At 61.2% G+C, this 18,491-nt stretch carries 13 protein-coding genes; 6 read left to right on the top strand and 7 right to left on the bottom strand.

The features are described 5' to 3' along the window. The first annotated feature begins 185 nt into the window (after positions 1-185). From ACQY5P_RS01765 to cobT, 4 genes are all read left to right on the top strand, one after another. Positions 186-2,252 carry a M13 family metallopeptidase gene (locus ACQY5P_RS01765; protein WP_428409124.1) on the top strand — a complete coding sequence of 689 codons (2,067 nt, stop codon included), beginning with the start codon at positions 186-188 and terminating at the stop codon, positions 2,250-2,252. Between the two features lie 136 nt (positions 2,253-2,388). Then, positions 2,389-4,005, top strand: a complete 1,617-nt coding sequence (locus ACQY5P_RS01760; protein WP_428409123.1) for a class I adenylate-forming enzyme family protein — start codon at positions 2,389-2,391, stop codon at positions 4,003-4,005. 112 nt (positions 4,006-4,117) lie between these two features. Further along, positions 4,118-5,836 carry a sensor histidine kinase gene (locus ACQY5P_RS01755; protein WP_428409122.1) on the top strand — a complete coding sequence of 573 codons (1,719 nt, stop codon included), beginning with the start codon at positions 4,118-4,120 and terminating at the stop codon, positions 5,834-5,836. Positions 5,837-5,895: 59 nt separating this feature from the next. Then, a complete protein-coding gene (cobT, locus tag ACQY5P_RS01750; RefSeq protein WP_428409121.1) occupies positions 5,896-7,740 on the top strand; it encodes a cobaltochelatase subunit CobT in 1,845 nt (614 codons plus the stop codon). Here the strand turns inward: cobT and ACQY5P_RS01745 are convergent. From ACQY5P_RS01745 to ACQY5P_RS01735, 3 genes are all read right to left on the bottom strand, one after another. Further along, positions 7,737-8,918, bottom strand: coding sequence for a cytochrome b/b6 domain-containing protein (locus ACQY5P_RS01745; RefSeq protein WP_428409120.1), 1,182 nt, complete (start codon positions 8,916-8,918; stop codon positions 7,737-7,739). The two genes, cobT and ACQY5P_RS01745, sit on opposite strands and share 4 nt — an antisense overlap. Before the next feature lie 3 nt (positions 8,919-8,921). Continuing rightward, positions 8,922-9,599: a YceI family protein gene (locus ACQY5P_RS01740; RefSeq protein WP_428409119.1), complete on the bottom strand. Its 678-nt coding sequence runs from the start codon at positions 9,597-9,599 to the stop codon at positions 8,922-8,924. 86 nt (positions 9,600-9,685) lie between these two features. Next, entirely contained in the window at positions 9,686-10,312 is a 627-nt protein-coding gene (locus tag ACQY5P_RS01735) for a nitroreductase family protein (protein ID WP_428409118.1), read from the bottom strand. A gap of 127 nt (positions 10,313-10,439) precedes the next feature. Here ACQY5P_RS01735 and ACQY5P_RS01730 point away from each other — a divergent pair, with 127 nt between their 5' ends. After that, on the top strand, positions 10,440-12,653 hold the full coding sequence (locus tag ACQY5P_RS01730; RefSeq protein ID WP_428409117.1) for a thiamine pyrophosphate-dependent enzyme: 2,214 nt from the start codon (positions 10,440-10,442) through the stop codon (positions 12,651-12,653). After that, positions 12,650-13,678: an ACP S-malonyltransferase gene (locus ACQY5P_RS01725; protein ID WP_428409116.1), complete on the top strand. Its 1,029-nt coding sequence runs from the start codon at positions 12,650-12,652 to the stop codon at positions 13,676-13,678. The genes ACQY5P_RS01730 and ACQY5P_RS01725 overlap by 4 nt, the downstream gene beginning before the upstream one ends. A gap of 9 nt (positions 13,679-13,687) precedes the next feature. On the opposite strand, the gene ACQY5P_RS01720 is transcribed toward ACQY5P_RS01725, so the two are convergent. The 4 genes from ACQY5P_RS01720 to ACQY5P_RS01705 all read right to left on the bottom strand — a co-directional run bounded on the left by ACQY5P_RS01720 (position 13,688) and on the right by ACQY5P_RS01705 (position 18,471). Then, positions 13,688-14,761 carry a hemolysin family protein gene (locus ACQY5P_RS01720; protein WP_428409115.1) on the bottom strand — a complete coding sequence of 358 codons (1,074 nt, stop codon included), beginning with the start codon at positions 14,759-14,761 and terminating at the stop codon, positions 13,688-13,690. Positions 14,762-14,847: 86 nt separating this feature from the next. After that, positions 14,848-15,549, bottom strand: coding sequence for a Crp/Fnr family transcriptional regulator (locus ACQY5P_RS01715; protein WP_428409114.1), 702 nt, complete (start codon positions 15,547-15,549; stop codon positions 14,848-14,850). Positions 15,550-16,005: 456 nt separating this feature from the next. Further along, entirely contained in the window at positions 16,006-16,185 is a 180-nt protein-coding gene (locus ACQY5P_RS01710) for a hypothetical protein (RefSeq protein WP_428409113.1), read from the bottom strand. A gap of 51 nt (positions 16,186-16,236) precedes the next feature. Further along, positions 16,237-18,471 carry a CHASE2 domain-containing protein gene (locus ACQY5P_RS01705; RefSeq protein WP_428409112.1) on the bottom strand — a complete coding sequence of 745 codons (2,235 nt, stop codon included), beginning with the start codon at positions 18,469-18,471 and terminating at the stop codon, positions 16,237-16,239. Positions 18,472-18,491 lie beyond the last annotated feature (20 nt).

Genomic DNA, 18,491 nt, shown 5'->3' with positions numbered 1-18,491 from the left:
CTGCAGCGCAGCAAAACAAGGCGGATCGCCCCGCCGGCTTGAGGGCAGAATTTAACGCTTCGCCTCTGATATCGCTCGGCTTATCCCACAAAACTTGCCCTTTGAGGCGAAATGAAGAGAGTAGCCATCGGGACGAGAGAGACTATTTCAAGAATCCACCGGAATTCACGCGAGGAGGATCACCCGTGAAAAGACTTTTATTGTGCGGCGTCGCCGCGTTTGCGCTCGCCGCTTGCGGCGATAAGTCGGGCGAAGGCGCCAGCCGCCAGAGCGAGGCGCAGCAGGCTGCGGAACAAACCGCGCCGGAACTCGGCGAATGGGGGATCGCGCTTGACGACATCGATCCGGAAGTCGATCCGGGCGACGACTTCTTCCGCTATGTGAACGGAAAATGGCTCGACAGCTTTGTCATCCCCGAGGAGTTCTCGAGCTATGGCTCGTTCACCGTTCTGTTCGAGCGCTCCGAAGAGCGCGTGAAAGGCATCATCGAGGACGCGGCGAAAAGCAACGCCCAGGCCGGATTCCTGGAACAGAAGATCGGCGATTATTATGCGGCGTTTCTCGACACCGATGCAATTGACGCAAAGGGCTTCACTGTTGTCGCAGAGGATTTTGCGAAAATTGACGCGGCGCAGAACCATGAAGACATCGCGCGCCTAATGGGAAGTCCGCGTATCGGCGCCAACACGCCCGTAGGCGCCTTCGTCAATGTGGACTCCAAGGACACCGATCAGTATGCGGTCTATCTGACGCAGGCCGGTCTCGGCATGCCCAATCGCGACTATTACACTGATGACAAATTTGCAGACAAACGTCCGAAATATGTCGCCTATATCGAAGAAGCGCTGTCGCTTGCCGGCGTAGAAAACGCCGCCGAGAAAGCGCAGGCGATTTTCGACGTTGAAAGCAAAATGGCGCAAGTCCATTGGGAGCCCGCCAAACGCCGCAACCGCGATCTCACCTATAATCTGAAGACGCGCGACGAACTGAAGGCTTTCGCGCCGGAAATGCCCTGGGATGCGGCGTTCGAAGCGGCGGGGCTCGGCGACGTCACGAGCTTTATCGTCCGCGAGGACGACGCCATCCAGAAACTCGCCGAAATCTTCGCCGCAACGCCGGTGGAGACCTGGAAAGCCTATCTGAAATTCCATCTCCTCAACGCCAACTCAGCCGTGCTGCCCTCCGCGCTCGACGAGGCCAACTTTGCGTTCTTCGGGACCGAGCTTCGCGGCACGCCGAAACAGCGTGAACGCTGGAAACGCGGCGTCGCCGCCGTCAACGGCGCCATGGGCGAAGCCGTTGGAGAAATTTATGTGGAGAAATATTTCCCGGCTTCTTCCAAAGAGCAGATGCAGGAGCTTGTCGCCAATCTGCGGACAGCCCTCGAACAGCGTATCGGAACGCTCGAATGGATGGGCGACGACACCAAGGCTCAGGCGCTGGAAAAGCTTTCGAAGTTCACGCCGAAGATCGGTTATCCCGACAAATGGCGCGATTATTCCGGTCTCACCGTGACGGAAGGCGAAGCCTACGAAAACACAATCGCCGCAAACGAATTCGCCTGGGACTATTCGATCTCGCGTCTCGGCGGTCCGGTGGACAAGACCGAATGGGGCATGACGCCGCAAACGGTGAACGCCTATTATTCGCCGCCGCGCAACGAAATCGTCTTTCCCGCCGCCATCCTGCAGGCGCCGTTCTTTGATCCGAACGCCGACCCCGCCGTCAATTATGGCGGCATCGGCGCGGTGATCGGTCATGAGATCGGCCACGGCTTCGACGATCAGGGCCGCAAATCCGACGGCGACGGCGTGTTGCGCGACTGGTGGACCGAAGCGGACGCGGCGAACTTCCAGGTGCTCGCTGACAATCTCGGCGCGCAATATGAAACCTACGAACCGGTTCCGGGCTTCTTCGTCAATCCTGAGCTTACAATGGGCGAGAATATCGGCGATGTGGGCGGCCTTAATATGGCCTATCACGCCTATAAGCTGTCGCTGAACGGTGAAGAGGCGCCGGTGATCGACGGCTATACCGGCGACCAGCGGTTTTTCATGGCCTGGGCGCAGGTCTGGAAGCGTCTCAACCGCGAAGAGGCCCTGAAAAATCAGGTGGCGACTGACCCCCACTCCCCGGCGCAATACCGGGTCAACGGCGTCGTGCGCAACATGGACGCCTGGTATGACGCTTTCAACGTCACCGAGGAAGATGAGCTTTACCTTCCGCCGGAGGAACGGGTCCGGATCTGGTAATCGTCCCAAAGATTATGCGCATCAAAAGCCCCGGTTCGCCGGGGCTTTTTCATATCAGCAGCGCCTGCCGGTTTTTCTTGCCAAGCACAGCCCGTGATAGAAAAATCAGCTAAAAACATAAGCGGGAGGAAACGCAATGTATGAGCTGTCTCTGACAGAGGCCTATTGCCCGGCGCAGGGAGGGCCGGAGCCCGCGCCGCTGACCATAGGCGCGATGTTGCGCATGTCAGCCGCCTCGGCGCCAGGCCGCATGGCGTTGAAAGAGCTGGGCTATGACGGCGCCGTCGGGCGCACATGGACCTACGATCAACTCCTTGACGACGCCGAGCGCCTCGCCCGCGCGCTCTCCAGCCGTCACGACGAAGGCGCGCGCATCGCTGTCTACGCCAACAACGTTCCTGAATGGATATTGCTGGAACTCGCTTGCGGCCTCGCCGGCGTCATTCTTGTGACGGTCAATCCCGCTTATCAGAAACGCGAACTGAAATATGTGCTGGAACAGTCGCGTTCCGAAGCGATCTATTATGTGAAGGATTTTCGCGGCAATCCCATGCAGGAAATCGCCGACGCGGTGTGCGATGAAATCCCGGCGATCCGTCATCGCATTCTCCTGACCGATCATGAGGCGCTGTTTGCGGGCGAAGACTCCGGCGCAGAACGCCAGCCGAAACCGCCAGACCCGGTTCAGATTCAATATACCTCGGGCACGACGGGGTTTCCCAAAGGCGCCCTTCTCCATCATAACGGGCTTGTCCGCAACGGCGTCGACACCATGACCCGCGCCGGTGTCAAAGCCGGCGACGCCTTCGTGCACAACATGCCGCTGTTTCACACGACCGGCTGCGCCATTCTTGCGTTGGGGGGGCTCGGCGTCGGCGCCACGATGCTGCTGGCGCCGATGTTCGATCCGGCGATGATCGCCAGGGTCATCGAGCGCGAAAGAACACGCTTCATTCTCGGCGTGCCGACAATGCTCGTCGCGCTGATCGATGAAGTGCAAAAATCCGGACGTGATGTCTCGTCGACGGAACGCATCATGTCAGGCGGCGCCATGGTGGCGCCGGAACTTTGCAAAAAAGCGCGCGACGTTCTCGGCGCGCCAATTCAGATCGTATACGGGCAGACCGAATCTTCGCCCGTCATTACGCAAGCCTGGCATGAGGACCGCCTTGAGGACCTGACTGAGACCATCGGGCAACCGCTGCCCTATACGGAAGTTTCCATCCGCAATCCGGCGGACAATTCCGTCTGCGCTGTCGGCGAGCAGGGCGAAATCTGTTGCCGCGGTTATCTCGTCATGACCGGCTATAACGACAACCCTGAAGCGACCGCCGCCGCCATCGATTCCGACGGCTGGCTGCACACGGGCGATCTCGGAACCATGGATGCGCGCGGCTATGTGAAGATCACCGGCCGGGTAAAGGAAATGATCATCCGCGGCGGCGAAAACCTGTTCCCTGCGGAAATTGAAAACGCCATGCTGGAGCATCCTTGTGTCGCCGAAGTGGCCGTGGTCGGCATTCCCGACGAGAAATGGGGCGAACAGGTGGCGTGTTTCATGCGCGCAGGAGCGGGCGGCAAGCCCTCCCCGGCGGAGCTCAAATCCTTCATCCGCGAACGCCTTTCGCCGCAGAAAACGCCTGCTTTCTGGATCTGGGTCGACGCCTGGCCGCTCACCGGATCCGGCAAGATTCAGAAATTCCGGCTGCGCGAACAGTTCGAGAGCGGCGAACACGACATCCTGACGGCTTAACGAAACATTAAAATGCGGCTTTGCGAAGCGCTCCGCTGTTTCCGCCTCAAGCGCCCTGGCGAATGATTTTTAACCATATCCGCAGATGCTTGCGGTCAATGTGGTAAACATCATGAGCGATAGCGTGCAAAAGGGAAAAGAACGCTCCCAATTATCGCCGATCTTCAAAGACCATCGAGGCCCGGTTTTTTACCTGGTTGCGCTGGTCTTTATACTTTTTGCGCTGATCCAGACATTCATCCTGCAAGGCGCGGTTCCCGGAATGACCGAAGCGCGGTGGGGCGGGCTCGCGGCCTTCATCATGTTCGTCGGAATTACAAGCTTTTACCGCATCACAGGAAATCTTCGGATTGCTTCGGCGCTGCTGCTTGCCGCAGCCTATGCTGGTTTGACCTATTCGGCGCTGAAGCAGGGCGGCGCTCCGGCCCCGACGCTGGCTTACGCGCCGTTTCTTCCGATTGTCGCCACTGTCCTGCTCGGCCGCGCCGCAGGCGCTGCCTCCGTCTGCATCAGCATCGCCGCTATTGCTTTTTGCACTTACGCTGCAAATGCCGGACTTGCGACACCGTCACCGCACACCCCTTCGGAATTTCGCATTCTCTTGGCGTCAGCGGCCATTCTTCTTTCGCTGGGCGTCACGGTGTACGCCTTCATCTATGAAAATCTCATTCTGAAGGCAGTCAAAGAAACCGAAAAAGCGAAAGTCGAACTGGAAGAAAAAGCCGCCGCGCTCGAGGAAAGCCGGGAGTTTCTTTCTACGGTGATGGACGCCGCCCATGACGCAATTATCGCCGCCGATGCGAGCGGGAAGCTCTCCGTCTTCAACCGCGCAGCACGCAACCTCCATGGCATCGATGCGCAGCCTCTCGATTCTCAAGACTGGCCCTCCACCTACAGCCTCTTCGAATCCGACGGCAAAACCCCGATGACCTTCGAAAAAGTGCCGCTATTCCGCGCCATCCATGGAGAAACTGTGTCGGGCCGCGAAATGGCCATCGCCGTGCCGGGCTGCGACATTCGTTATACGGTGGCCAACGCCAAACCGTTATATAATTCTCAAAAGAAGCTGATCGGCGCCGTCGCCACCATGCGCGACGTCACGACCGAACGTCAGCAACAGGATGAAATCCGCGCGCAGAACCGTGAAATCGACAAGTTCGCGCGCGTCGCCTCCCTCGACCTTCAGGGACCGCTGAACCGCATCATCATGACATCCGAAGCGCTGGCGAATTCGCCAGAGGTTCGCGCCTCCGCAAAAACCAGAACGGATCTTGCCGCCGTCGCGGCGGCGGCGAAAAAGATGGGCGCGCTCATCAAGGACGTGCTTTACATGTCGCGCCTGCCCATCGGCGAGATGTCGCTTCAGCCTGTCGCCGTGCGCGATTGCATTGAGGCCGCTATCGATCTCGCCGGTCTCAGCGAAGTCGATTGCCGCCTCGACTTCCGGTTCACCGGCTCCCCCGAAGTGCTGGCCGACCCGCAAAGCCTCACCCATGTCTTCAAGAACCTCATCGAAAACGCCTGGAAGCATGCAAATCCGGATGTGAAAGCTCATGCCGAGTTCACCTGCATTGCCGAGGACGGCGCCGCCATTCTGGGCGTCAAGGACAACGGCCCCGGCATGAGCCAGGACCAGATTGACCGGCTGTTCACGCCGCTCGAACGCATCCGCACCGACGGCGATGACGGAACCGGTCTCGGCCTCGCCATCTGCCGGAAATCGCTGACGCGAATGGGCGGCGATTTCTGGGTCGAGTCCCAGCCGGGCCAAGGATGCCATTTTCGCATGCGCTTGCCCCTGGCTCACCGGGAGACAGCAGCGGCTTCCTAACGCGGCTCCTTCTGTCGCGCCCTCTTGGGCTTTGCCCTTAAGCGCCCTATAACCCGCCTATGCAGGACAAAGAGCAAATCCGCGAGGCCTTCAAGCGTGCGCTGTTGCAGACAACGCGAGCACTATCGGCGCAGCGCGATGTCGAAGTCGCCTTTGGCGGCGAGCACGCCGCCGTGCAGGGGAAATCGGCGCGCATTCCGCTCCCGGCGCGTGTAATAGACGCCGCCTCTGCCGCCATCGCCCGCGGCGAAAGCGACGCCGCCGCCCTGCGCCTCGCGCATCACGACAGCGCCGCCCATATGCGGCTCGCGCCCAAAGGGGCCGAAGCGCGCGCGGTTTTCAGCGCGCTTGAGAACGCACGCTGCGAAGCCATCGGCGCCATGGCGTTAAAAGGCGTCGGCGACAATCTCGCTGCGTCTCTGGAAAAAGTCATTTCCGACAAGGGGTATGACCGCCAGTCAGTGACGGACGCCATGCCCATGGCCGACGCCGCGGCGCTCATGCTGCGCGAGCGTTTGACCGGCCGGCCGCCGCCCGCCTCAGCGCAGGGCATAATGAACACATGGCGCGCCGAGCTTGAGGCGAAAGCCGGCGCCTCCCTCGACGCCCTTGCGAATGCTGCATCGCTGGACGATCAAGCCGCCTTCGCCGCTCTGGCCCGCAATCTGATCCGCGACCTCGATCTCGACGATGAAGACCGGGGCGACGAGCAAAGCGAGGAAGAACAAAGCGGCGACGAATCCCAGGACTCGGAAGACGACAGCGACAATTCGGATGACGAAACCGGCGCCGATGAAATGCCCGACGATCCGGGCAGCGGCGAGAGTGATGCGTCGGATTCCGACATGTCCGAACAGGACATGGAAACCTCCATGGAGGAAGACGACGGCGCCACGGAAAACGCCAAAGTCTCTTCCCTGCGCACGCAATTCGAGGGGGACACCGGAGCGCCTTACAAAGCCTATACGACGGAATTCGACGAAATCGCCGACGCGGCAGAGCTTTGCGACCCTGACGAGCTTCAGCGCCTGCGCCGCTCCCTCGACCGTCAGCTGGAAAACCTGCATGCCGTTGTGGCGCGCCTGGCTAACAAGCTTCAACGGAAATTGATGGCGCAGCAGAACCGAAGCTGGATGTTCGATCTCGATGAGGGCGTGCTCGACGCCGCGCGCCTCGCGCGCATTATCGTCGATCCGATGCAGCCGCTCTCCTACAAGATGGAGCAGGAGCAGGATTTCCGCGACACCGTGGTGACGCTGCTCATCGACAATTCCGGCTCTATGCGCGGCCGGCCCATCACCATCGCCGCGATCTGCGCCGATATTCTCGCCCGCACGCTGGAACGCTGCGGCGTCAAGGTCGAGATTCTCGGCTTTACGACACGCGCCTGGAAAGGTGGACAGGCGCGCGAAAAATGGGTCGCCGATGGGCGCCCGACGAAACCTGGCCGCCTCAACGACCTGCGCCATGTCATCTACAAGTCAGCCGACGCCCCCTGGCGGCGTGCGCGGACGTCGCTCGGCCTGATGATGAAAGAGGGCCTCCTAAAGGAAAACATCGACGGCGAAGCTCTCATGTGGGCGCATCAGCGGCTCATTGGCCGGCCGGAAGCGCGCCGCATTCTGATGGTGATATCCGACGGGGCGCCAGTGGACGATACGACCTCCTCGGCGAATGGCGGCGCCTATCTCGAACGGCATCTGCGCGAAGTCATCGCGTATATCGAAAACCGCTCTCCGGTGGAGCTGCTCGCCATCGGCATCGGCCATGACGTGACGCGCTATTACCGCCGCGCGCTCACTATTGTCGATGTGGACCAGCTTGGCGGCGCCATTATCGATAAGCTCGCCGAGCTTTTCGATGAGGACGCGCCAGCGCAAAAGGGCCGCGGACGGGCGGCCTAGTTTTTCCGCTTCGCATGAATCTCGAACTCCACGCGGACTTCGAGAGCGACGCCCTCCTCCTCAAACCACGACGAATTTTCGCCGAGATTGAAATTGGTGCGAACCAAATTTGCATGACCCGCGGCGTGCGCCTCGTCGCCCTCAATATCGAGACCAAATTCCAGCGTCACTGGACGCTCCACGTCTTTAATAATGAGAGTGCCATTGGCGGCATATTGGCCATCGCCAAGCGCCCGCACATTATCCGATTCAAAAGTCGCCTGCGGATGATTTTTTACATCGAACCACTCGGAACCCGGCAGATTTGAATCGCGCAAGGAATCGCCTGTCGTTGCAGACGAAGTCGTAACCATCACCCGGATTTCGGCGTCATCGAGATTGTCTGGGTCAAAGGTGATATCCGCCTCAAAATTTCCGAATGCGCCCCTGAACTCATTGCCGTTTTCCGATCCGATAAAAACGAGCTCGCTTTGACCGTAGTCGACCACCCAATTTCCTACGCCGCGATCGCTTTGTGAACGAGACGGCGTCGCCTGTGCAGGCGTTTCCGCCGCAAAAAGATAAAACAGCGACGCCGCGCCGAGCACGGCGAATATCCCGGCAAGCCCCAGCCACGCGCGGTTCGCCGCCGGAACCATGCTCTGAAACACGCCGTCTTTGTCGACGAACGCATGTTTCAACGCGGCCCCGGCATGGAGAATGAGAAGCCCGATAATGATTTTCGCAAGAACTTCGTGCTGTTCCTCGAAAAGATGTTCCGCCGCTTCGCGGTCTTCGACGCCGCCGAAAAACGGCAGATGCGGCACGGGGATAAGCCCGAACCACTTTGTCGGAATATCAGTCGGCGACACAGAGACAATCGCCCAGCCGGCGAGCGGCGTCAGGATCATCAGCACATAAAACGCCCAATGGGTCGCATGAGCGGCGATCTTCTGCCAAGGGGGCACGCTCGGCGGCAAGGGCGGCGTCTTGTGCGTCAAACGCCAGCCCAGCCGGACCAGCGACAGGAAAAGAACCGTCAGCCCGAACGACTTGTGCAGTTGATAAAGGTCGAACTTCACGGGCGAGGAATTTGGCAGCCCATGCATATACAGGCCGCCGATGATCTGCCCGATAATGACCGCCGCAATCGTCCAGTGGAGGATTGCGGCGACCGGATGATATCGCCCCGCCGTCATGGATTACTCGTCAGCCGGCGCCGGCATCGTCCATTCGGTTTCAATGACGATATCCACTTCGTCGCTGACGAGCGGCACAGCGAAGTCGAGGCCCCAGTCCGAACGCTTGACCGCCGTTTTCCCTGAAAAGCCGAGCTTGTAGAGATTACCGCGCTCATCATAGGCGCCCTTGCGAAAGACGACATCGAGCGTCACCGGTTTCGTCACGCCCTTGATTGTCAAATCGCCGGCGACCTCGCCGGTGTTGGCGCCGGTCTTTTCAACGGCGGTGCTGACGAAGGTAATTTCCGGATGGTTCGCCACATCGAAGAACCGGTCTCCTTTCAGGTGACCGTCGAATTCATCCACGCCGCTATCGATCGAGCTGGCCTGGATCGTCACCGAAACCGAGGAGTCTTCCGGCGCATCGGCGTTCCAATCGAGCGTTCCCGTCCAGTCGTCCCAACGCAGCCATGGATAGGAATAGCCCTGATGGAAATAGGAAAAGGTGATGTAGCGGTGCTTGTAATCGGGCGTGTATTCGCCTGAGGGCGCATCGAAATCGGCGGCGTCGGCATCCTGCTGCGCGCTTGCCGTTTCATTCGCGGCCGCGTCGCTGGCCGCCTTCGTTTCCGACGATTGACCGCAAGCGGCGAGCGCGACAGCAGCGGCGCCGGCGAAAACGTAATTTCTGAACTTCATCTTTGACGTCCTTTCCTGTTCCATGGTGCGATGCGGAATATAATGCGATCCACCGCTTCCGGCATTACGATCACACAAGCGTGAACTCACCGGCTCCAGCGGCTGATGATGGAGGCCATCTCCGGCCGGCCGCGTTCTTTAGGGTCTTCGCTGGCGGTTCCGATATAGACAAAGCCCGCAACCTTCTCCCCCATGGCGAGGCCGAGCGCGCCCAGCACCTTTTCGTCATAGGCGTACCATTCGGTCAGCCATTGAGCCGCAAAGCCATGAGCGGACGCCGCCAGCAGCATATTATGGCAAACCGCACCGGCGCAGAGCACCTGCTCCCATTCCGGCGTCCGATGGGAACGGTCGGGTTTGGAAATGACCGCGACCACTACGGGCGCCCGCAGGAACCGGTTTTCTTCATAGACCGCCTTTGTATCGTCGGCCTCCGGCTCGTTCTTCAAAAAAGCGTCTTTGAGAACGGCGCCAAATTCGGCGCGCGCCGCGCCTTCGAACACAATAAACCGAAATGGAACCACCCGCCGGTGATCGGGCACGCGCGCGGCGATGGCGAGAATATCCTCTAGCTGCGCGGCGTCCGGTCCCGGGCCGGTCATGAAATCGGCTGGGCATGACCGGCGCCGGCGCAGCATCTCGCGCGTCCCCTCGCTCGGATAGGCAGGAGGCAACGCCTCCCCGAGTTCCGGATATTTCGGGCTTTCCGCCATGACGACGCTCTCTCCACTTGGCAAAACAATTGCGCCTGATAAGGAGTAGACGCATCCCCCCACCGGTCACAAGGCCGGATCGGAAATCGGGGCGAAGTGACTGATATCAAGGCGGGAAACGCGCATCATGGCAGGGGCGATCGCCGCATCGGCGGACGGATTTTTAACACGGCTCAAGGCCGGGCGGCTGCCCGCCGCGCTGACGGAAACGAGCCTTGCGGAGGCGGGCATGAGCCCCCGCGACCTTGCGGCCCTCTTTGAAAGCCAGCTAACCAGCCGTCGTCTCGATCTCGAGGCGCGCCGGCTCGGCGCCGAAAAGCGCGGCTTTTATTCCATCGGCTCCTCAGGTCATGAGGGCAACGCCGCGGTCGCCCGCGTCTTCCGCGTCGACGACATGGCGTTCCTTCACTACCGCTCGGGCGCGTTTTACATCGAACGCGCGTCGAAACTTCCCGGCGAGACGCCAATCTGGAACATGGCGCTTTCTTTCGTCGCCTCGTCGGAAGATCCGATTTCCGGCGGCCGCCACAAAGTCATCGGCTCGAAACCGCTGTTCATTCCGCCGCAGACATCGACCATCGCATCGCATCTGCCGAAAGCCATGGGCGCGGCGTTTTCCATTGCGCTCTCCCGCACCCACAAAAGGCCTGATCCCGAATTGCCGCGCGATAGCGTGGTGCTCTGTTCCTTCGGCGACGCCTCAGCGAACCACTCAACTGCTGTCGGCGCCATTAACGCCGCCGCGCATACGGGCTATCGCGGCCTGCCCTTGCCTCTCGTCTTAGTTTGCGAGGACAACGGCATCGGCATTTCGGTGAAAACGCCCGCCGGCTGGATCGCCGCCAATTACGGCAGCCGTGCGGGATTGCGATATATTTCAGGCGACGGCCGCGACGTGGTCGACGCCATGCGCGCCGCCCGCGCCGCCGAACGCTGCGCCCGCGGCGCCAGGGCGCCCGTCTTCCTGCATCTTCGCACCGTGCGCCTGATGGGCCATGCGGGCTCCGATGTCGAAAGCGGCTATCGCGACCGCGCCGAGATCGAGCGCGAGGCCGATCAGGATCCGCTGCTCCACACCGCGCGGCGCCTTGTCGAAGAAGGCGTCATGTCGCTTCAAGACATCGAAAAGCTGTATGCGGATATTGGCGGCCGGGTTTATCGCGCCATCGAGCAGGCGACCACGCGCCCGAAGCTCACCAGCGCACCGGAGGTGACGGCTTCACTTGTTCCGCCTGTGCGACCCCGCCGCGCCATGCGCCCCGGAAAGACTGTACCCAACGCGCCAGACGACGCCCGCGCCAAATCCGAACCGCAGCACATGTCGCGGCTGGTGTCTCTCGCTTTGGCCGAGCAATTGGAACGCGACGAAAATGTCGTCGTCTTCGGCGAAGATGTGGGCAAGAAAGGTGGCGTTTATGGCGCGACCACGCGCCTGCAGCCGAAATTCGGACCGTCGCGTGTCTTCGACACCATTCTCGACGAGCAGTCGATTCTCGGCATGGCCATCGGTCTCGGGCATAATGGCTACATCCCTGTGCCGGAGATTCAGTTCCTCGCCTATGTTCACAACGCCGAAGACCAGCTTCGCGGAGAGGCAGCCTCCCTCTCCTTTTTCTCCAAAGGCCAATATGCAAACCCCATGGTGGTGCGGGTTGCGGGCCTCGCCTATCAGAAAGGCTTCGGCGGGCATTTTCATAACGACAATTCCGTCGCGATCTTTCGCGACATTCCGGGCATCGTTCTCGCCTGCCCGTCTTCCGGCGCGGAAGCGGTGAAGATGATACGAGAGGCGTTCCGTCTCGCCCGCGAAGAAGGCCGCGTGGTCGTCTTCCTCGAACCCATTGCGCTCTATCCGGTGAAAGACCTTCACGCCGAGGGCGACGGGCTGATGACGTCCGTGTTTAACGACATCGAAGGCAAGGCGGATTTCGGCGCCGTCAATCAGATCGGCGACGGCAAGGACCTCGCTATCGTCACCTATGGCAATGGAACGTACCTGTCGCAAAAGGCGCTCCGCGCGCTCTCCGACAACGGCGTCTCTGCGCGCATTATCGATCTGCGCTGGCTGACGCCGCTGCCAACGGACTCGCTGATCGACGCCATCGGCGATTGCAGGAATGTTTTGATCGTCGATGAGTGCCGCAAGTCGGGCTCTCCCAGCGAGGAAATCATCGCCCAATTCGCCGATCGAGGCCTTTCCTGTAATCTTTCGCGCATCACCGGCGTCGATACCTATATCCCCCTCGGCCCCGCGGCAGACACCGTGCTCGTCAGCGAGGCGGACATCGTCAATGCAGCGCTGGCGCTGACCGGCAAGGCGAACAAGCGGGCCGCGGAATGAAAAAATCAGCAGTCGTCATATTTCCAGGCCGGGGAACCTACGGCAAGGACGAGCTCGGTTATCTCGCACGCCATCACGGCGACAAGGCGGCCTTCATCAAGGGCGTCGATAACTGGCGCGAGGCGCAAGGCCGCGAGACGGTCTCCGCCCTCGACAACGCCAAAAGCTATTCCGCGGCGAAACACGCGTCTTCGATCAACGCGTCGGCTTTGATTTACACTTGCGCGCTAGCAGACTTCGCGGCGATCAACCGCGACGAGTTCGACATTGTCGCCGTCTGCGGCAATTCCCTGGGCTGGTATCTGACTCTTGCGGGCGCCGGCGCGGTCCACCCCGCGAACGCCATCCGTCTCGTCGATACGATGGGCGCGCTGATGGAAGCGCAAGGCAAAGGCGGCCAGCTGATCTATCCTTTTGTGGGCGAAGACTGGCGCGAAAGCCGGGCCAATCTCAAAGCCATCAGCGACGCGATCCACGCCGGCCGCACGGAAGGCGAGGCCTATCTCTCCATCCGTCTCGGCGGCATGGCGGTGCTGGCGGGCGACGAGGCCGGCATGGCGGCAATGGAGCGCGTCCTGCCGAAAGCCGAAGGCCGCTATCCGTTTCGCCTCGCGCGACATGCGGCGTTTCACACGCCCCTGCTCGGCCATGTTTCGGACGCCGCCTTCAACACGCTTCCGGCCGATCTGTTCGAGGCGCCGAAATTGCCCATGATCGACGGGCGCGGCGCCATCTGGTCGCCCCATTCAAGCAATCTCAATGCGCTTTACGAGTACACTTTCAGCCATCAGATCGTCGAAACCTACGACTTCTCCAAATCCATCGAAGTCGCGATCAAGGAATTCGCACCGGACAAGCTGATCCTCGCCGGCCCCGGTTCGACGCTCGGCGCGCCCATCGCGCAAGAGCTGATCCGCTGGAACTGGCGCGGGCTTTCATCAAAGGCGGATTTCTCGGCGATGCAGAAGGACGACCCGTTCCTCATCGCCATGGGCCGCGAGGACCAGAGCAAGCTGGCGGTGTAGGCCACCCGCCTACTGTGGCGCCGGCGGCTCCATGCTGTCGGGATCGACGCCAATCGCCTCCATCCTCTCCCGCCACTTTTTGTAGGCGAGCGCGCGCATGTCTTCGACCTTGTCATATTCATCGGTGATCTCGAGGCCGATCAGGGTTTCGACAACGTCTTCGAGCGTGACGAGCCCCTGCACCGAACCATATTCGTCGACCAGCACCGCGATATGGCTTTTCTCATGCATCAGCTGATCGAAAATTTCCGAGGCGGAAAGCCTGTCGGGGAGGATGAGGATGTCGCGCCTGAACTCCGACAACGGCGTATCGAAGAGGTCTTTCGCCTGCGCCACCAGAAGGTCGGACTTAATGACAAAGCCCACGACATCATCCGTCCCCTTCTCGTAAACCGGAATGCGCGAGAACGGCTTGTCTGCGTGCTTCGAGAAGAACTCGCCCACCGTCATCGCCGCTGGCGCCGAGAAAATCACCGAGCGCGGGGTCATGATGTCGCGCGCCGAGAGAAGTTTGAGGCGCATCAGATTCTGGACGATCTTCAGTTCCTTTTTCTCGAGCAGCCCTTCCCGCTCGCCGATTTCCGCCATCGCCTCCATCTCATCGCGGCTGAAGGATGCGGCGCCGGCGTTCCCCCGCGCCAGAAGCCGCGTCAATTTCTCAGAAAGCCAGACAAAGGGGAACAAAAGCACCGTCAGCCATGAAATCAGCCGGCCGAAAACCGGCGCCAGCGCCTGCCAATAGGTCGCGCCGAGGGTCTTCGGAATGATCTCCGAAAAGATCAGGATCAGCAGCGTCAGAACACCCGAAGTGACGCCGAGATAGGCGCTGCCGAAAACTTTTGTCGCCTGCGCGCCAACGCCCGCAGCGCCGACCGTATGCGCAATTGTGTTCGCCGTCAGGATCGCCGCCAGCGGCCGGTCGAGATTGTCCTTGAGACGCTGTAGCGATTTCGCGCCCGGCGAGCCCTTGCGTTCAAGCATCTTGATGTAGGACGGCCGCACGGAAAGCAGCACCGCCTCCGCGATGGAGCAGAAAAACGAAACCAGGATGGCGAGAAGAAGATAGAAAATCAGCAGCGTCATGCGGGCATGTTACCATGTTTCGCTTGAAGGCTAGTCCGGGATGGCCGCGAAAGCGGCCTGGCGCAGTCCAACAACACGCGCCGCGCCTATTCCTCTCCGATCTTCGCGAAACTGTCCGGATCGGTGATGACGATGACTCCGCCTTCCTGACGGACGAGGCCTTCCGCCTCCCACAGTTTGAGCTGGCGGTTGACATTCTCGCGCATGAGGCCCGCATGGGCGCCGAGATTGCCCTGCGAAAGCTTCATATCGATATGGAGCGCGCCGTCATCGTCGTGATGGCCGTAGTGTTCGCCGATGCGCATGAGCGCGCGGGCGAGCCGCGGCGCCGCCGGCAGGGTGGCGATGTCTTCCAACAGGAAGTTCGTGTGCCGCAGCCTCATGCAGATCGCCGAAATGATCTGCAGCGCGACGCCGGGATTGCGGTCGAGAAAATCAAGGACGTCGCGGCGATAGAGCCGCAGGGCCCGGGTTTCCTGAAGCGCGCTCGCCGTCGCCGAGCGCTGGCCGCCATCGAAAACCCCGAGTTCGCCCAGAACCTCATTCTCGCCCATGAAGGCGAGGACGGTTTCCTTGCCGGCGTCAGAGTAGGAGGAGATTTTCACCCGGCCCGAGAGGATGATGTAGAGGCAGTCGCTATCGTCGCCTTGCGCGAAAACCTGCTTGCGAGCGCCGAAGACCACCGGCTGCGCATGATCGAGCAGGCCTTTCAGCTTTTCCTCTGAAATGGCCTCGAAAAAGGGATGCCTTTTGAGCTCCCAGATCAGTCCTGTGGCGGCCCCGCGCATAATGCCCGCGCTTGTCTCGTTCTCGCGCCGTGAAGTCTAGTGAAAATTCGGAGAAATGTCGCGCATCGAGCCTGAAAAGAAAGCTGGCGCGTCCTCTCCCCCAGGCGAGGACGCGCCGCTCTCAGGTAGAAACCGGTGCGGGGCAAGCGCCGGTTTCTGGGGCTCCGTGTCAGCGGCTCGCTGTGAAGAGGCTGGAAAGCCCAAGCGCCGCGTTCGTGCCGATGAAGCCGATCAGGATGATTTCGATAACGCCCATGATGCTCTCCCGTTTTTCCTGACCGGCCTTTCCCGGCCGCCGATGATTGAAGGGTAGAACCGTCTCCTTCCGGGCGCTGTGATCGCCGTCACAGCCTTTGGTCCTTTCTCTAGACTCCTGTAATTCCTTTGTTTTCGGGAGTTTCGGCGCGCCCTCTCCCCCGAGGGCGCGCCGGTTCTCCCTGCTGCGTGGGTGCAGGATTAGCGGCCGACCGTGACAAGGCTCGACAGGCCGAGCACCGTGTTGACGCCAATAAAACCGATCAGGATGATTTCGATGACGCCCATGATGCTCTCCCGTTTTTCCCGTCCCGGCCTCTCCCGGCCGCCGATGGGTTGAAGGTAGAAGAGCCTCGGGTTTGGCGCTGTGACGGGGGTCACAGGCCGCGCGCGATCGCCGGAAAACCTGATTTTACGATGAGATACAGGAAGTTAGCGGAGGGGATGACCGGCCTTTGCCATCAGGATGTCGATCGTATCCCCGAGGCCGAAGCTCTCGCCGCGCTTTAAAGCCCCGAAATAGCGCCGCGCGGCGTCCCCGTCGCCGGCCTCCAGCGCCGCAACAGCAGCCGCAAAGGTCTCAGCGAAAGTCTGGAACGCCGGGCGGCGGGCGAGGTCTTCATCGCCGGCGAGGGCGAAAATCTCCGTCGCCTCGCTGCGTCCCGCGGCGACGAAACGCCCTAACGGGACCGCAGCGAAATCCGGGATGCGCGCCCGCATGACCGCCGAAATGATGACCGGCGCGGCGTATTCCTTGTTCAGCGCTTCGATGCGCGAGGTGAGGTTCACCATGTCGCCAAGCATGGAATACTCGAGATGATCCTCGGAGCCGAAATTGCCGACCTGCGCTTCATCCGTATGAAGACCGATGCCGATCCTGATCTCCGGCAGACCCTGTTTCGGATCCTTGCGCCACTCGGCGTTCAGCTTGTCGACGGCCCCGAGCATGGCGAGCGATGCGCGCGCCGCCTGCGCCGGGTGATCGGCGACATCGACCGGCGCATTCCACATGGCGGCAAGTCCGTCGCCCATATATTTGTCGACGAGACCGTTATGATCGGTGACGATCTTGGTCATCTCCGTAAAATACTGGTTGAGGAGCGAGGTCACCTGCGTCGCCGAAAGCTTTTGCGATATCGTGGTGAAACCTCGAATGTCGGAGAAGAAGGCCGTGATCTCCCGCGTTTCACCTTCAAGCTTCAGAAGACCCGGATCGCGTTCCAGCCGTTCGAGGATTAGCGGCGATAAAAACTTGCCGAAGGCGCCGCGGATGAACCGCCGCGCGATCTGCTCCTGCTGGAAGAGAACGACAAACGCGCCAAGAAACGAAAGCGTCAGGACGAGCCCGGGCGCGACCGGGTCGATCAGCAGCCGCGATCCCGCAAAAGCCGCATAAGCGCCGCCGAACAGCGCGGCGGAGAAGGCAAGCCACACCATGAACCCAGTCGCCGCGGTCAGGCGCGGCAGGAACAGGAGCAGCAAGAGGACGGCCAGCCCTGCGAGCGTGAGTTCGACAGGCCGCATCAGGTCCCATGCGCGATAGAGCGTCTTGCCGCTCAACACCTGTTCGATGATCTCCGCATGGATGTGAACGCCCGGGCGCTCGTCGCCGAGCGGCGTCACCATGACGTCGCGCAATCCTTCCGCCGATGCGCCGATCATGACAATGCGCCCGCCGACGGCCCGCGCAACCGTGTCTGCATCGCCCTCCAGGATATCGACCACCGACAGGCGCCGCTGCGCCATGGATGTCGGCGCCGCGTAATGCACCCAGATCTCGCCATCCTCCGTCGTCGGAATATGCAGGCCGCAAAGGGAGATTTCGGAGACGGATTGGCCCGCGACGCCTTTCACATGGGCGCGGCAGGGCCGGCTCCTGGCCGCGGCGGCTTTGAAGGCTTTTGGCGCAAGGTCAGGATCAAGCTTCGGGGCGGCGACACGCAAGGCTTCAAGCGCAAGACCCGGATAAATCTCCTTGCCTTCGCAGGCGAGCGCGATCAGCGGCGCGCTGCGGATGACGGCGTCATTGGAAAGGCCGGTGCGCGCGAACCCTTCGCCGCTCGCCGCCGCGCGGAATTGCGGCAGGGACGGCACGACGCTGCGAAAACTGGGCGCAATCCGCGCAAGCTCGGCCGCGCTCATGCCCTGGATTTGCGCGCCGTCGAGCGGCGCGGGACAGGCGCCGCCGGAAGAGCCCGCGCGCGCCGTCAGATGCAGCACCGACGGCGCCGCGGCGAGCACAGCCGCCAGCCTTGAATCATGATCGACGGCGGAAAGATCGCTCGCCGAAAGTTTGGACACCACCGACGCCAGCACCGGCGTGTCGAGCCAGTTCGCGGTGACGTTGGCGGGACTGGTGCGGTCGGGTTCGGCGAGGATCACATCAAGGACGACAGCGGCCGCGCCAGCTTCGTTCAGCCGCTCGATGATTGACGCCAGGCGGTGACGCGGCCACGGCCATTGCCCGTAGCGTTCGAGCGCAGCGTCGTCGATTTCAACAACACGCACCGGGGCCGAGTCATAGGCGCGAGGGCTTAGGCGCTGAAACTGGTCGAACAGACGGTCGCGGGCGGAATCGATCAGCGCCGGCTCATAAAAAACCAGCGCCAGCGCGATCAGGGCGCCGACAATCCCGGCAAGGCGCGGTCCGAATATCCGCCGCTTCATTGCAATCGCCTTTCAGCGCC

Source organism: Hyphococcus sp. (assembly GCF_965267305.1).
In the GTDB taxonomy this organism is placed as follows: Bacteria; Pseudomonadota; Alphaproteobacteria; order Caulobacterales; family Parvularculaceae; genus Hyphococcus.
The sequence above is the reverse complement of the archived record's forward strand: the minus strand, read 5'-3'. Positions and strand labels throughout refer to the sequence as shown.